The sequence below is a fragment of the Methylosinus sp. DMC45 genome (assembly GCF_056313885.1).
Window position 1 is genome coordinate 44,316 of record NZ_JBQUZK010000051.1, and the last position, 15,232, is coordinate 59,547.

General features: G+C 62.5%; 10 protein-coding genes and 2 pseudogenes. 2 read left to right on the forward strand and 10 right to left on the reverse strand.

Features of this window, described 5'->3' with window-relative positions; genetic code table 11:
• Positions 1-4 precede the first annotated feature (4 nt).
• Positions 5-499, reverse strand: coding sequence for a hypothetical protein (locus ACT53T_RS16490; protein WP_476162034.1), 495 nt, complete (start codon positions 497-499; stop codon positions 5-7).
• A gap of 604 nt (positions 500-1,103) precedes the next feature.
• Between ACT53T_RS16490 and ACT53T_RS16495 the strand changes: the two are divergent.
• Positions 1,104-1,424, forward strand: a pseudogene (locus ACT53T_RS16495) (BRO-N domain-containing protein); the annotation flags it as partial.
• 738 nt (positions 1,425-2,162) lie between these two features.
• Here the strand turns inward: ACT53T_RS16495 and ACT53T_RS16500 are convergent.
• Together ACT53T_RS16500 and ACT53T_RS16505 are read right to left on the reverse strand one after the other, a co-directional pair.
• Positions 2,163-2,987, reverse strand: a pseudogene (locus ACT53T_RS16500) (Y-family DNA polymerase); the annotation flags it as partial.
• A complete protein-coding gene (locus ACT53T_RS16505) occupies positions 2,902-3,654 on the reverse strand; it encodes an ImuA family protein (protein ID WP_476162035.1) in 753 nt (250 codons plus the stop codon). The pseudogene ACT53T_RS16500 and the gene ACT53T_RS16505, both read right to left, overlap by 86 nt.
• Positions 3,655-3,899: 245 nt before the next feature.
• Here ACT53T_RS16505 and ACT53T_RS16510 point away from each other — a divergent pair, with 245 nt between their 5' ends.
• The gene (locus tag ACT53T_RS16510; RefSeq protein WP_476162036.1) at positions 3,900-5,963 is read left to right on the forward strand and encodes an ATP-dependent helicase; all 2,064 of its coding nucleotides are present in this window, start codon (positions 3,900-3,902) and stop codon (positions 5,961-5,963) included.
• A gap of 36 nt (positions 5,964-5,999) precedes the next feature.
• Here ACT53T_RS16510 and ACT53T_RS16515 read toward each other — a convergent pair whose 3' ends face one another.
• From ACT53T_RS16515 to ACT53T_RS16545, 7 genes are all read right to left on the reverse strand, one after another.
• Positions 6,000-6,233: a hypothetical protein gene (locus tag ACT53T_RS16515; RefSeq protein WP_476162037.1), complete on the reverse strand. Its 234-nt coding sequence runs from the start codon at positions 6,231-6,233 to the stop codon at positions 6,000-6,002.
• Between the two features lie 2 nt (positions 6,234-6,235).
• Positions 6,236-7,846: an IS66 family transposase gene (gene tnpC / locus ACT53T_RS16520; RefSeq protein WP_476162038.1), complete on the reverse strand. Its 1,611-nt coding sequence runs from the start codon at positions 7,844-7,846 to the stop codon at positions 6,236-6,238.
• A gap of 68 nt (positions 7,847-7,914) precedes the next feature.
• Positions 7,915-8,262 (reverse strand): IS66 family insertion sequence element accessory protein TnpB, encoded by a 348-nt coding sequence (gene tnpB, locus ACT53T_RS16525; RefSeq protein WP_024749862.1) that lies wholly within the window; start codon positions 8,260-8,262, stop codon positions 7,915-7,917.
• Entirely contained in the window at positions 8,259-8,621 is a 363-nt protein-coding gene (gene tnpA / locus ACT53T_RS16530; protein ID WP_476162039.1) for an IS66-like element accessory protein TnpA, read from the reverse strand. Before tnpA ends, tnpB begins: the two co-directional genes overlap by 4 nt.
• 346 nt (positions 8,622-8,967) lie before the next feature.
• Positions 8,968-12,081, reverse strand: a complete 3,114-nt coding sequence (locus ACT53T_RS16535) for an AAA family ATPase (RefSeq protein WP_476162040.1) — start codon at positions 12,079-12,081, stop codon at positions 8,968-8,970.
• Positions 12,074-12,724 carry an ABC-three component system middle component 1 gene (locus tag ACT53T_RS16540; RefSeq protein WP_476162041.1) on the reverse strand — a complete coding sequence of 217 codons (651 nt, stop codon included), beginning with the start codon at positions 12,722-12,724 and terminating at the stop codon, positions 12,074-12,076. The genes ACT53T_RS16535 and ACT53T_RS16540 overlap by 8 nt, the downstream gene beginning before the upstream one ends.
• A complete protein-coding gene (locus ACT53T_RS16545) occupies positions 12,721-15,192 on the reverse strand; it encodes an ABC-three component system protein (protein WP_476162042.1) in 2,472 nt (823 codons plus the stop codon). Before ACT53T_RS16545 ends, ACT53T_RS16540 begins: the two co-directional genes overlap by 4 nt.
• Positions 15,193-15,232: the final 40 nt, after the last annotated feature.

A 15,232-nucleotide genomic window follows, 5' to 3' on the forward strand; every position in this document is an offset into this window, starting at 1 on the left:
CCCCTCAAAATTCTGACATCGGCCTCAGCCCCGACAAGCATTCCAGTTTCCGCCTCGCCGCCTTCTTCTTTTCCTCGATCTCCTTCTCCTTATCCGCAGCCGCCGTCGTCTCCACCGCCGTCTGAGCCGCGCCCACGGGCACGAGCGCCCGCCCCGTTGCCTCCACCAACGACGGCCCCGCCGCCGGTTGCCGCGATGGATAGTTGCGCCGGCGCTCCGCCAGCGCGTCCCGCGCCGCCTGTTCGGCCGCTTCGCGTTCTCGTTCGGCCGCCACGTCGCGACAAACGCGATGCCAAACCTTCCAGATCGACCGCTCCGTCGGAGCCGCGCCGCGCGACCCCACGACCCCCTTCTCCCCCATCTTTTCCGCCACCGTCTTCCACGACGGTTTCCGCCCCTCGCGCCAAGCCTTCACGAATTCGTAATTCTCCCTCAGCCAACGGTAGACGTCGCCATGCCCACCATAGGGCTGACCCAAATCGCCCATATCGTCCCGCATCTGTGCCTCGCATTTCTTCCCAAACTCCCAAATCGAAAGAAGCCGCGCGCGTGCGCGAATAGGAAGTCGCGATCTCAGGGAGAGAGCGACGCCGACCCGAGAAGCTCACTCCGATCGGCTGCGGTAATTTGTCGCGTGGCGCTTGCGCGCCACTCGGCTAGTATCTTGCTTGTGCGCGAGATCATACGGCGAACGCCCTACGCCATCCTCACGCCATCTCTACGCCGTCCACTCCATCGCTACGCTATCCCGACGCCACTGCTACTCCACCAAAACAGTCCGGGAATGGACCATTGCACCGTTGGTGCCGGACGCCCCTCCGGGGCGCGGAGAGCCGAACCGGCGAACATCACGCGCAAGGCGCGCTGATGCGCAGACAAATACGCAAAAGTTGAATTCGAAGGGGCCGCCGGCGCGGAAGCAGGCGCACGCGGCGCGGGTCGAAGAATTTTTTTGAGCGGCCTCTTGCACCGATTTTTTTGCCGGCGCGGCGCTTCAGATACGCACACACACCCCGCAAGCTGATTCTCGCGGCGCCCGGGCGGAGCCCCAGGCGCAGAGCGGCTGTTCGGAAAACAGCCGTGATTTCAATGCGGAGTGGAAAATGTCAGATCATCAAAACCACGATGCCGGGGAGCCGACGACGAATCTGTCGATCGAGTTCAAGTTCGAAGAACACATCGTTCGGCCGATAAAAAAAGACGGTGAAGTCTGGTTTGTCGCCGACGACCTCTGCAAGGTTCTCGAACACTCGGATACGAGCAAGGCGGTCTCTCGTCTCGATGAGGACGAAAAGGGGACGACTACAGTTCGGACCCCCGGTGGCGAGCAAAACATGCTCATCGTCAACGAGTCGGGGCTGTATGGCCTGATCCTCACCAGCCGGAAGCCGCAGGCGAAGAGGTTCAAGCGCTGGGTCACTCGTGAGGTTCTCCCCGCACTCCGTAAGACCGGCCGCTACGAGGTCGGCCAGAAAGCCGCAACAGAAGACAAGACCGATCCAGAGTCCATGGGCTACGCGCGCGACCGCCTCTTTAAAATCTACCGAGAGGGCCACCTCAATCCGGACGACCTTCTCAGGGCGTTGTTCGGCAAAAACATTCCCTACACGTCGAGCCGAAAGCACCCATTCTTCCTCACCGAATGCTGCGAAGCGTTGGACATCTCGGAGACCGCCGCCGCCGGCCGCATCCCCGATACCGACATCACGACGATCGAGATCGAGGCGGGCGAGGATCGATTGGAGCGACGCGCGATCACCGAAGCTGCGTTGTATTTCCTCGCCTTCGCGCGCCAGTCGTTGAAGCCGAAGCAAATCGCCATCGAGAATGGCGACAAAAGCGCTGAGGATTGGGTCCATATCCCTAAGAGCAATGTGGGCAGGTATATTCTGACGATCTCGCCGGATGGACACCATCACCTCTACAAGACCGGCTACGATCGGGTGCTTTACGAAGCCGATCAAATGAATTGCTTGGCCATCTGCCACTCGCTCAAGACGGTGGAGGCTTTGTGGCTCGGTTGCCACCAGGTGCTCGAATTTCAGAGCGACCTGCGCGACAGCCACCTCATGCTCACGCTCGACGACACGCACCGCCTGCAGGCGATTGTCGACCCGGTGACAAATGAGATCGAGGCGCTTGGCCCCCAACCCCTCGGCCTCCAGCCTGGCGCAGAGCTGGGCGACCAGCTCGCCGATATGACGAGCGATGGTCTCGGCGGCGCCGATAGGCTCCGCGAAATTGCGCCTCACCTCGATCAGCTCGTCCGGCCGGATCGGCGCGATCGGCTCGCTGAGAATTCCCAGGGCCTGATCGATGCGGCGACCGAGCTGCGGCCCGAAGCGCAGAGTGAGTGGCGCGCGCGGCTGTGCGAGGAGATCGCCGATACGCTCGAAGCCGAGAAGATGGAGCGCCGCGACCATGTCAGCAGGCAGGCGAAGCGCGGCGAGCGGGAGGCCCGTCAGCACGGAGCCGCCATCGCCGAGCGGCGCGATCACCACGGGCCGCGCGGCGTAGCGAGCCAAGGCGTGCGCCGCGCCCCAGCTGTCGGCGATCGCCGCGCGAGCGCGCACGCCGGATGACGAAAGCCTGTCGATCAGGCCGGCGAGCATGGCTTCCTCGCCGCCGTGAAGATGATCGGCTCCGGTGGAGTCGATCACGATGCCTTCCGGGGGATCGGCCGCGACGATCGGCGCATAGCGTCGGAGCGCCCATAGCGCGAGACGGTCGAGGCCCTGTTCGTCGGACGCGGGATCGTGATCTCGAACGACGAGACCCTGCACGAGAATCCGCGCCTTGGCGGCGGGCATTCCGACGCGCGCGCCCGCAGCTATGGCCGCCGCGTCCGCAGCCCGGACCACCTGCCTCCTCCCGTCGTGTCCGATCAGGACGAGCGGCGTTTCAGCCGGCGGCGCCGCGTCGCCGGCCTGCCGTCGAAGCCGGTCCGTGGGCCAGCTCGGCAGGAACAGCGAGACGACCCGAACCATCACACGCCTCCACTTCGAAATCCGCGCTTTCACCGGCGCGGACGCGGATCAGCTTTAGGAGCCAACGATGGCGGCCGACGCCGGGGACCGGCAGAGCCGCCGAGGGCATGACCGAGACGCGCCACCTGGTCGCCGCCGCGGTCGGCTGACCAAAGTCGACGGCTTCGGATTGCCGGCGCCAGCGCCGCAAGGCGAGACCGATCGAGCCGCTTCCCTCGGCGCAGAGCTGGAGACGCCGGGACGCCGTCATGTCGAGCCGCGCGACTTCTCCGACGACCGCGCCGAGGCCGCCGTGCCGCAAGCCTTCCTCGACACATGCGAGCACGGTCTTGTCGTTGCCGGCCTCGACATAGATCACGCGATCGGGCGCCAAGCCCGCCTGCGCCAGCGCCGGGGCGAAGAGGTCGGATCGCGTAATGACCCAGAGAACCTTGCCTTTGGTGCGGGTCGCGATCCCGGCGGCGAACAGCGCCGCGGCCGCGCCGTCAACGGCGCCGTTGCCGCCGCCGGCGATCTCATGGAGCGCTCCGAGGGAGAGACCGCCGCCCGGAAGACGCGCGTCGATGTCGGCGATTCCAAACGGAAGGACCGATTTGACGCGCCGGGCTCGGCCTTCGATCTTCTCGATCTGCGCGCGCAACGACTCTATGGCGGGCTGGTGCCGCAATCGCCTTCTCGACCTCTGGGTGTGGGCTCAATGTCATGTTCCCTAAATGTTCTCTTCTTCGAGGTCGGGAGTCAAGAGGAGGGGCTTGCGGATATTTCTCTGCACTGAAGGCCACGAGAACGCTTCGTGGCTCCTCACGGAAGTTCGAAGGGCCGCCAGCTTCGATTTTCGAGATACGCCGCCATTGCGAACAAAACAAGAATTATGGTTCAGTCCACTGGCCCGCTCACCTTGCCGATTCGCCCATGACCGCTGTCGTCTATCTCGAAAAGCTCAACGCCGAACAGCGCCGCGCCGTCGAGCACGGCCTTGCTGACGGCCTGTCGGCCTCCGCTGGCGGTCCGCTGCTCATCATCGCGGGCGCCGGCTCCGGCAAGACGAACACACTCGCCCATCGGGTCGCGCATCTCATCGTCCGAGGCGCCGATCCGCAGCGCATGTTGCTGATGACCTTTTCCCGCCGCGCCGCCGCCGAGATGGCGCGTCGGGTCGAGCGCATCTGCGCCGAGGCGCTGGGCGCCACAGGCGGCGGCGATGTCCTCGCCTGGGCCGGCACGTTTCACGCGATCGGCGCGAGGCTGCTGCGCGAATATGCCGGCGCCATCGGGCTCGATCCCGCCTTCACCATCCATGATCGCGAAGACTCCGCCGATCTGATGAATCTGATCCGCCACGAGCTCGGCTTCTCCAAGACCGAGAGCCGCTTCCCCACCAAGGGCACGTGTCTTTCGATCTACTCCCGCGCCGTGAACGCCGAAATCCCGCTCGAGCAGGCGCTGCTCGGCGCGTTCCCTTGGTGCGCCCGCTGGCATGACGAGCTGCGTCGCTTATTCGCCGCCTATGTCGAGGCGAAGCAGGTGCAGAATGTGCTCGATTACGATGATCTCCTGCTCTATTGGGCGCAGATGATGCAGGACGAAGCCCTCGCAGAGGAGATCGGCGGCCGCTTCGATCACATTCTCGTCGACGAATATCAGGACACCAATCGCCTCCAGGCCTCCATCCTGCTCGCCTTGAAGCCGAAGGGCCAGGGGCTCACCGTCGTCGGCGACGATGCGCAATCCATCTACTCCTTCCGCGCCGCCACTGTGCGCAACATTCTAGAATTTCCGAAGAGCTTCACGCCGCCGGCGGAAATCGTCACGCTCGACCGCAATTATCGCTCGACCGAGCCGATCCTCGCCGCGGCCAACGCAGTGATCTCGCTCGCTGCCGAGCGCTACGCCAAGAACCTCTGGACAGAGCGCCGCTCCTCGGAGCGCCCGCAGCTCGTCACCGTGCGCGATGAGAGCGATCAGGCGCGTTTCATCGCCGAGCGCGTGCTGGAGGCGCGCGAAGCCGGCATGACGCTGAAGCAGCAGGCGGCGCTGTTCCGCGCCTCGCATCACAGCGCCATGTTGGAGCTGGAGCTCGCGCGCCGCAACATTCCCTTCGTGAAGTTCGGCGGGTTGAAGTTCCTCGACAGCGCCCATGTGAAGGATATTCTTGCCCTGCTGCGCTTCGCGCAGAACCCGCGCGATCGCGTCGCCGGCTTTCGCATTCTGCAAGTCCTGCCCGGCGTCGGCCCTTCCTCCGCGCAGAAGATTCTCGACTTCCTCATCGAGCGTCCGGATCCGCTCGCCAGCCTCGCCGAGGCGCCGACGCCGCCGCGCGCCGGCGAGGAGTGGCGCGGCCTCGTCGCGACGCTGCAAATGCTGCATGCGAGAGAGGGCTGGCCGGCGGAAATGGAAGCGGCGCGCCGTTGGTATGAGCCGCATCTCGAGCGCCTGCACGAGGACGCGTCGAGCCGCCTCGCCGATCTCGTCCAGCTCGAGCAAATCGCCGCCTGCTATCCCTCGCGCGAGCGCTTCCTCACCGAGCTGACGCTCGACCCGCCGGACGCGACCAGCGACGAGGCCGGCCCGCCTCTGCGCGACGAGGACTATCTCATCCTCTCGACGATCCATTCCGCCAAAGGACAGGAGTGGAAGTCGGTCTTCGTGCTGAACGCCGTCGATGGCTGCATCCCCTCCGATCTCGCGACAGGAACGGCGGCGGAGATAGAGGAGGAACGCCGGCTGCTCTACGTCGCGATGACGCGCGCGAAGGACAGCCTGCGCCTGGTGACGCCGCAGCGATTTTTCGTCCATGGTCAGCCGGCGCAGGGCGACCGGCATGTCTACGCCGCGCGCACGCGCTTCATTCCGGCGGAAATGCTGGGGCGTTTCGACTGCGTGAGCTGGCCGGCTGCAGCAGCGGTGGGCGAGCGGCTCGCCGGGGGTGGGCTGCGGGTCGATGTCCGGGCGAAGATGCGGGGGATGTGGAGATGAACGTAAGCATTCGCCGTGGGCCGCAGGACCGTCGCGTCAGCGCTCTTGAGGCGACTTCATCTCTTTGTGGATTTTGATGAGCTCGACGAGGTTCTCGACGCCGAAGTCGGTGAAGGCCAGGATCTCGAGGTCGCCGAGGCCATAGACCCAGATCACGCCATCCTCGGGCTCCATTTCATTGGCGACGTCATGGAGGAAGTCGACGCTTTCGCCGAGCTGCTCAGCGATGCGATCGATGGTCGTGACGTGAGAGACCTTGTTGACGTGCATGGTCAGGCCGCCAGCGCCGGCGCAGCTTTATCCTTCTGGCGCCAGTTCCACGGAAGCAATTCATCGAGCCGATGCGCCGGATGCGCGGCGATGCGCGCGAGGACGTCGGCGAGCCAGGCCTGCGGATCGACGCCGTTCATCTTCGCTGTGACGATGAGCCCATACATGGCGGCGGCGCGCTCGCCTCCGCGATCAGACCCGCAGAACAGCCATGATTTTCGTCCCAGAGCAATTCCGCGCAGTCCACGCTCTGCTGCATTGTTCGAGACGCAAACGCGCCCGTCGTCGAGGAACAGCGTGAAGGCCGGCCAGCGCTTCAGCATATATTGCATCGCTTTGGCGAGGTCGTGTCCGCGCGAGAGCTTGGCGAGCTGTTCGCGCATATAGCTCTCCAGCGCGTCGACGAGAGGGCGGCTCGACGCCCGGCGAACGGCGAGGCGTTCTTGCGCGCTCTTGCCGTTGATCGACCTCTCGATCTCGAACAGCGCGTCGATGCGGCGCACGATCTCTATGGCGATCGGCGACAGTGGAATCTCCTTTTTCCCCGCCGCCTTGCGACGCGCATTCGCATCAATGTCGGCCATGACGAAGAACGGCCGCCGCGCGTGCGCCCAACATGCAGCTTCGAGAATCGGACCAGGCTTGCGCTCCGCTGCATACAGCTTTTTGTAGCCGTCATAGGCGTCCGCTTGCAGAATGCCGGAATAGTTCGCCAAATGGGTCTGCGGATGTTCGCCTTTGCGATCACGCGAGTAATAGAAAATCGCAGCGGGCGGTCCGGCGCCGCCGAAGGGCGCATCGTCGCGCACATAGACCCAGCAGCGGCCGGTGTCGGTTTTGCCCTTCGCGAGCACGGGCACGATCGTATCGTCGCCATGCAGGCGCTCGGCAGAGAGAACATGCTCTTCTATGAGAAGGCGCAGAGGCTCGAGCGCGGCGCAAATGGAGCCGATCGCATCGGCCATGGTCGACAAAGCGATCGGCGCGCCTTCGAGCGCATAACGCTCCGCCTGACGGTTCAACGGCTGATGCTGGCCGAACTTCTCGAAAGCGATCATCGCCAAAAGGCTCGGCCCCGCCCAGCCGCGCGGAACGACATGGAATGGCGCGGGCGGCTGCGTGATCTTCTCGCAGTCCCGGCAGGAGAACTTCTCCCGCACGGTCTCGATCACTTTCCACTGACGCGGCGTCGTTTCCAATGTCTGCGTCATGTCTTCGCCGAGCTTGCGCAGGCGCTGGCCGCCACAGCAGGCGCAGCTCGTCGGCGCCTCGATCACGACGCGCTCGCGCGGCAGATGTTCCGGGAAGGTGTTGCGCTCCGGCCGTTTGCGCGTGAAGCCGGCGACCGCCGTCGTCTTCGCGACCGCCTGTTCCGCGGCGAGCTCGTCTTCCGTCGCGCTCGCTTCCAGCTCTTCGAACATGAGCGCCAATTGCTCGAGAAGACGCGCCGAGCGCTCCGACTTCTGCCCGTATATCTGGCGTTCCAGCTTGGCGATCTGAAGCTTTTGCGCGGCGATCAGCGCCATGTCTTCCGACGCCTTCGCGCGCGCGACGGCGAGTTCGGCTCTCAGCGCGGCGTTTTCGTCCAACAGGGCTTTGCCGACGGCGTCCATATAGCGAGTGAATCACAAATCTTTCGATTTGTGGCGCCCCAAAATGCGTCCGACCCCAGCTTTTTCGCTCATCCCGCGCTTGCTGGACGCCATGTCGATTGCGGATTTCGCCAATCAATTCCTTCGAGCATATAGGCCATCTGGGCGGCCGAAATCGACACCGCGCCCGCGCTCGCCGAGGGCCAGATGAACTTTCCGCGGTCGAGCCGCTTGGCGTATAGAGACAGGCCGAGCCCGTCGTGCCAGAGGATTTTGGCGAGATCGCCGCGGCGCCCGCGGAATATGTAGAGGTCGCCGGCGTGAGGGTCTCGTTGCAACTGCTCTTGAACCTGAAGCGCCAGGCCCTGCATGCCGCGTCGCATATCCGTATGGCCGGTCGCGATCCAGACCCGGCAACCGGCTGGCAATGGAATCATGAGCGCAGCGCCTTCAAGGTCGCAACGATCACGGAAGACGGCGCCGTGGCGCTGATCTTCACACGCACGTCCTTCAGCTCGACCTCGACGACGCCGGCCGTGGCTTCTTGCGGCGGCTGCTCCTGTGACGTCGCCACTCGCGGCGCGGGCTCGATGATCACCGGCGAAAATCCGCACACAGCGGCGCTTGCCTCCCGCTGCGCCGCGCGCCGCCATTTGTAGACGAGGCTCGTGCAAACGTCCTCGCGCCGCGCCACATCGGCGACCACGGCGCCCGGCTCGGCGACCGCCGCCAATATCCGCGTCCGGTCTTCGTTTCTCCATCGGCGCCGCCGCTCGCCGCCCGTGATCAATGTCATCCGACCCATGCTGTGCAGCTTGCCTCGCTCATAAAGCCGACTTAGCTGCGCAGCTTCGCTCTATTCCCTCGATTTTGAAAAGACGGCCCACGGCGTAGGGATACAGATGAACGATGACCCTAACCGGAGAATCGCCGGTGGCCGCCGCAAGCCGCTCGCTCGCTACGGCGCTATGAAAAGCGCGCGTCGCGAGCGGCTTGCTCCCCAACTGTTACACCACCAGAGGAGGCACGACCTACGTTTCCAAAGCCATCAGGTCCACGGTAGCAGGTAGGCACAATTATTCGGTCCCACGCGAGATGGCGAAAACGGAGACTGCGCGGCCCGCTGCGGCAGGGGCCATTGCTCAGGCTGACTCGGTCAATGGCGCCTGGTTGTCCGCTGGCCGGTAAGTCCATTCGACACCGTCCTGCCCAGTGCCCAGCAGGTTGAGAACGGCACATGGAAGGTTTCTCGATGCCATTTTCCTCCGAAGAAATTCTGCCTGGGCCCGGTCGTGAGTTGAGAGGAGCACCTGATATCTACGGCTGGCGACAAGATTGCATACGAAGTCCGAGAACGCTGCCGCATGAATGATGTCGTTGTGCTGAAGCGGGTCATCCAGGACCAGCCCACGCCAGCGAGACCATGGATAAGTCAGGCTGGCGGCACACAGCATACTGACGGACAAGGCCGCCATCTGGCCCTCACTATGCACCAGCCGGGGATCTATCGATGCTACTTCGGGAGGCAGGGCCTCACCCTCTTTTATTGGCCTCTGCTCGACCCGACGGTTCTTGACATAGGACTCAAGCCCCACCCGCGGATCGCCCATGATTGCCCGGTTAATGGCTTTCATGAGGGTGTCGAGAGGCTGCATGTAGCTGGTGTTGAAGTCCGCCAGTTCGTCGAGAATGTCGGAGCTCGCGGCCTGGGCAATGTCCTTGGCTTCGCGGGTTGCCTGCGCCAGCCGCGTATTGGCAGCCACGCGCTCCTCCGCCTCCTTTCGAAGCTGCAGCCTCTCACTGTTGGGGGCGCCATTGACTGCCGACCGCAACCGCTCAAGCGCAGCCAGATGATTGTCAGCCAGCGCCTTAGCTGCTCGGCCATTGCGCAGTCGCCTCAGCAGGTCTTCTGCCTCGCGCAGCTTTTCTCGCAGCTGTTCAATCGTCGTCGTTAACAAAGCGATCGACAGCGCGTCAGGAACATCCGACTTTGCGAACGCAAGCTTCCGCCATGTCTCCCCGGCTTGAGCTTTCCTGGCCGCGGCAACCGTCACCTGATCGGCCGATTGTTGAAGTCGCGTTCTCGCCGCGGGAAGAGCAATGTCAAGGGACGCCAGCTGCTCTTCGACGGATTGCCGGGTCTGCGTAGCTTGCCGGCTCTTCTCGCCGGCGGCGGCCATATCGATCTCGGTGTTGCGGACCGCTTCTGCTAATTCGGCATCACGGAACTCACCCAGAATCTCCACGAGCTCGCGAACAGCAGTCGCCGCCACCTCGAGCTCGGTCGCAGCTGTCGACTGAGTTTGGGTCGCCGCGATCAACTGGAGCTGAGCCTGGTCGCGCCTTCTAATTGCAGCGGCCTGCTCGCCGCCTGGCGCGAAGAAATCGCCGTTCAACCGATTCCGCCACTGCCACTTTCGCTGCCTCAACCTGGCAATATTTTCGGATCTCGTCTCGAGTTGTGCCTTTCGTTCTTCTGCCAAGGCCCGGTCAGCCACGGCGGCGCCAAATACACCAATCCCGATCTCAGTCCTGGCTCTTTGCTCGGCCTCTAGTTCGACGGTGAGGTTGATCAGCTGTTGCTTGGCAGCCCTGAGCTCATCGAGGCGATTGTTGGCGGTTTCGAAGCGTTGCGACGCCATGCGGACGCGCTCCTCTTGGGTGAGCACAAGCGGAGCCAGCCTTGAAGCAGCAGCCACTGCACGTCGTTGCAGCTCGCCCTCTACCTCGAAATGCGTCGCACAAACTGGACAGTCGCACGCGTCAGGGGGAAGATTGGCTGTCACACTCGCAACGGCACTGGACATCGCCGACACCGTTTTTCTCAGCTCAGTCAGAACGACGTCCTGTTCGTCCAACAAGGTGCGCGCATCTTGAGCGGCCCCGAGTGCCTCCTCAATGTCAGTGTCGAGAGCCGGGAAGCGAAGCTGGAGCTCCTGAATCGACGATTGGACCTCGAACACCCTGGCGTCATGAGCGAGCCAGAGCAGCGTATTGCGGTGTTCCGTCTGGGCCAACTGAGCGCGCTCATCAAGCCGTCGGACGTCACCCTCAATCCGACGGATGATGAGAAGCCGACGGTCGAAAGCAGATACGGCCTCGGCCTCTCGGCTGACAGCAGTCTGTGCCGCCGTCACCACCAAATCGGCAGCCTCTTTCCTGCCGCGGGCGGAGGCTTCGGCGATACGAGCATCGCGAAGTCCGGTAAGAAGCGTCAGCGAACCTTTTGTGTCCTCGGCTGCCTTGATAGCGGCAGCTTCGCCGTTTCTGGCAGCCGCCAGCGATGCGATGGCCTCTCCGTGCTGCGACACCAGAGAGTCCACTTGACCATCAGCAATAGCTTTGGCCGTTTCGTGCTCCGACAGCTGCCGCGAAGCGCTCTGCCATTCATCGAGCGCAGATTTCGCCTCGCTCAGACTTGCCTCAAGGCCTCGCAGTTGCGCCCGCTGCTCGCCGAGGCGCGTATCAAGAGCCCCAATCGTATCCTGATCGAACCCGATCACTGGAGCGGACACATTGGCGCCGGACGCATCATCGAGTAGACGCGAAATTGCCCTGGCCGCCTCCCCCGCGACCGCATCGTCCATGGCGCCGACACCAGTGAGCCCGGTCCACAAGTCTGCTTCAGTGTTGAGGAGGACCTGAAGGGCCGCAGCCTCGTCATTGAGCGATTTCATACGGCTATTGTATGCACGAGCGGCCTTGGTGCTGCCTTTGCCGTGGAGAGCGTTCGCGACGTCTTCGATCTCTTTGCTTTCAGCCGCCTCTTTGAGGATGTCGAACCGCTCGCCCGGATCGCGGCTGGTGAGCCGGGATAGTGTGGATTGTCCCAAGAAGTGTGTGAGCAACAGATAGCTCGACAGCCTGGAGATGTTCCGAGTCCACGTCTCGTCTTTGAGGAATTCGGTGATGTTGTCGATATTGCCGTCAGTGACGGACTCTTTGGCTTCCGGCGATGACAAAATGCGCGAGATGGTCTTGTCTCCAGAGAAATCCACGGTCACCGAAGAGGGACCACTGGCTCCTTTGCGCCACCTGCAGAGATAGCTACCGACTTTCTTGACACCGTCGGCATCGCGGAAGTGGTCGATCTTATCGGTCAGTGCCCACTCGAGCCCGTCGAACAGCGACGACTTGCCAATGCCGTTGCTTCCCTGGACGACCAGCACGCTGGGGCCGTCTGGAAGGCGAATGTCGAGCTGTCTGAAGCTCCGATATTGTTCGAGACGGATACGCGTGAGGTAAACGTCACTCATGCGAAGCCTCCCTGCTCTCGACAAGTTCGGTGACGAGACTCTCGGGGTCGTCGATCAGTCGCTCCGTGAGCGAAACCCACTTCTGCGCCAACTCTTCAGTGAGCCCGTGCTTAACAAGCAGGCGCTGCGCTAGGTCGTAGGTTTGATCGAGAGCGGCATCGCTCACAGCCCGAGCCTGCGCCCAGGGTATCGCCAGGAATGTTCTCGCCACCAGGGCGTCGAAAGACTCTTGGATGGCGGCCTCTTTCGGGATCCAAACAAGTTTCCGACATACGGCCTCGTCACGTTCGATGAGGTCGACCAACCGCTCCCAGTCGCCCGTAGCAGTAGGCCAGGTCGCGCAGAGGAACAGGTGCGCATTGATCACCTCATTCTGGTACATATACGAGCGCGCGACGACCATCTGGGCATGCAGCCGTTTGAGCGCGGATGTGACTCCTTCCACGCTATCGAGCGCAATAGGGGCGACGATAACTGGATACTGACCCAAACGCAGTCCGAACAAACCGTGGATCGGCTTTGCCTCGGGTTCTTTCGGCCGGCTGCGGAACGTGGGCGACGTGAACTCCATGACTTCGTCCGCTTGCCACTTCAGACGCCGTGCCGCGCTGACCAGCAGAGACTTCAAAACGTCAGGTGTCATGTCAGTGCCCTGTTCCTGTCGTTGTTCTGCCGCTCACGCCAAGCCTGGAATTCTTCCTGAACTGCCGCTTTCCACTCTGGCAGCCCAGTCTTCAGCGCAGTCCGCCATGGTCCATCGTTACGAACAATTGCGGGCTTGGCTCGCCGCGCGACGTCAAGGCCGATGCCCGGATCTCCGCCGTTCAAAATCGTATCGTCAGGTCCAGTGACAGCAACCTCGGCACTGCGAGAGAGAATAAGTGCGTCGACGTCCCAATGTTCGGGCAGGTTCCATTCAGTGATCAGCCGGCCGTCGTCCAGCTTCTCGGCGGAGGAACCCAATGCATGTCCGTTCGCATCAAAGCTCAAATTTCCCCTGGGTACTGACGCTGGCTGAAGTGGCTCACCCAAGTGGGTTGCAAGGATGAGGACCAATGCACCCGCCATGCGCTCGAGCTCTGTTACTTCGCCGCTCCATGGCTTGGCGCTATCTGGGCCGATGTTCCCCAACCAGGCTAGAAAATCTCGACGAAGGGCGGGCGACGCATCGAGCGTCTGCCGCCATGCCGCCCAAGTGACTATAACCTGGTTGAACAGGTTAGCGGCGATCGTTCCCAAGGTGTCGCATTTGCCTGCCGCCTGCGATGCAACGAGGATATGCTCCAATTGTCGAACTAATGAGGCGTCGACATGATCCGCAATACTTGTCAGGCTGAGTTCCCGATAGGGATACCGGGAGCCTACCATCGACGCAACTGCCGCGTTGGGAAGAAGAAGCTTCCAAGCGGCCTGAACGTTGGCGGCGAGTGAAATGGTAATCTTGCTTCCGCTCGCCTTGCTCAAGCGAACCAAGTCCGCAGCTTCGAGCTTGTCAGGCGGCACCTCAAGATGCACTGCTATGGGCGCAGGCGCGGCCTCGCATTGCTTCACCAGATCCTCAAGCAGGACCTCGCCACGCTGCGCCAATGTCTGGGTCGCGCCGTCCCAAGTGATCAGGATGGTTGACGCCTCGAGAGCAGATCGGCCGGCAAGCTGATCCCGTCTGGCGGCATCGGCGAGGTTTTTCAGCCATAGTTCGAAAAACAGGGTATAGGTGTCGGCGTCGAGTGTCGGCGGGAAGAGCAGGTCGGGCCTAGCTTTGAAGCGTTCGGTACACACCTTCTGGTACTCGTCGAACTGTTCCTTGGCGGGGTGATATCGATCTTCCTTGTTTGGTCCGTGGCGCAGGATGACATGGTTAAACCGCTCCGAAAGGGGAGCCCCACCCAATGTAATCCCGACGGCCTCAAGGCCGTCCGCCTGCTTGATCACATTGGTGATCTTGCCTGAGCTACGCCGGACGAGGACGCCCTTCTGCTTGGCCGCGTGAAGGACAGCGAAGACCATGGCCTGGTTCAGTTGAGCCGCTTTCCCCGCCGAGAATAACGGACCGCTTGAGTTGATTGTCAGAAGCCGATCGGTTCGAAGCTTTGGAACCAGGCGGTCAAGGATCTGCCTTTCGGCAAAGGTCGTGAGCACCTCATTCTCGAAAGCCGGTTCAAGATCGGCATCTGGCTCCAGGTTTTCGTATGCCTTGAGAACCGCGGTTCGCAGGATATCCTGATTGAAGTAGCCGAGAAATGTCTCGGTGAACGGCACGTGTTCGAACCCCTCAATAAGGAGGTTCAAGATATCGGTCAGGGCGCCATCGCCATTCCCGCTTACAAGATAGGTCGCGGGCGCTTTGGCCTCGACGGCAGCAGTTCCGACGCCCCTCTCCTTCCAATAGTCGTAGGTATCAGCGGCTCCCACGGTTCGTTCATCGCCAAAGCCCATCGCAAGAAAGACCTTTTGGACGATCCTCGTGGCACCGCCGGCGAAGGTCAGTCGCCATTCCGTACCGGACTTTTCGAGTTTTTGGAGCTGAGTGCCTTTGTTCCAGATGAGTTTGGGAAGCATAGCGTTGTAGCTGTGAAATTCCGCTGCCAGTTGCTCGACGATCGGCTTGCCGGTGGCCAGCCGCCACTCGAGGAACGGCAGACCCGCGCTTTTTTCCAGAGAGCCGAGCTTCGGCCACTCGTAGATGTGGGGATGTAGGAGTCGGGGTGACGCGCTCTGAAGTTGAAGGACTTCGACCGCAGGATCGTAAAGGCTGACGTCGTAGCCGAGCAGGCCTAAAGCCAATGCGCAGGTGACGCCCGCGGCGCCAGCGCCAACGACGGCGATTGCGTCGTTTTCCTTGAGAACCCCGCGTTCATGAAGGGCTCTGATCAGCCGAAATGCACGCACCTGCTGGGAATAGAAAGTGATCCGCCGCTCGAACGTGCCGAGGAAATAGAGGCCCGCGCTGCCAGGCAGCGAGCTCGTTGCGATCCAGTCGGCCAATGGGTCTGCAGGTGGTGCGGCCATGCGTGCGTTATAATTGCCAGCGCCCACTCGAAGCGGAGCACCTGCTTGCCCAAAAAAATCTTGGTTTCCCCACTTCAAGATATCCGAAGAGATCCGAAGCAACCAAGGTAATCCTTGCCGTAAAACGATGAACGGCGCAACC

Excerpts from the sequence above, each read along its gene's own strand:
- ACT53T_RS16490 (WP_476162034.1), bottom strand. The coding sequence starts at position 499 with ATGCGGGACGATATGGGCGATTTGGGTCAGCCCTATGGTGGGCATGGC.
- ACT53T_RS16510 (WP_476162036.1), top strand. The coding sequence starts at position 3,900 with ATGACCGCTGTCGTCTATCTCGAAAAGCTCAACGCCGAACAGCGCCGC.
- ACT53T_RS16515 (WP_476162037.1), bottom strand. The coding sequence starts at position 6,233 with ATGCACGTCAACAAGGTCTCTCACGTCACGACCATCGATCGCATCGCT.
- tnpC (WP_476162038.1), bottom strand. The coding sequence starts at position 7,846 with ATGGACGCCGTCGGCAAAGCCCTGTTGGACGAAAACGCCGCGCTGAGA.
- tnpB (WP_024749862.1), bottom strand. The coding sequence starts at position 8,262 with ATGATTCCATTGCCAGCCGGTTGCCGGGTCTGGATCGCGACCGGCCAT.
- tnpA (WP_476162039.1), bottom strand. The coding sequence starts at position 8,621 with ATGACATTGATCACGGGCGGCGAGCGGCGGCGCCGATGGAGAAACGAA.
- ACT53T_RS16535 (WP_476162040.1), bottom strand. The coding sequence starts at position 12,081 with ATGAGTGACGTTTACCTCACGCGTATCCGTCTCGAACAATATCGGAGC.
- ACT53T_RS16540 (WP_476162041.1), bottom strand. The coding sequence starts at position 12,724 with ATGACACCTGACGTTTTGAAGTCTCTGCTGGTCAGCGCGGCACGGCGT.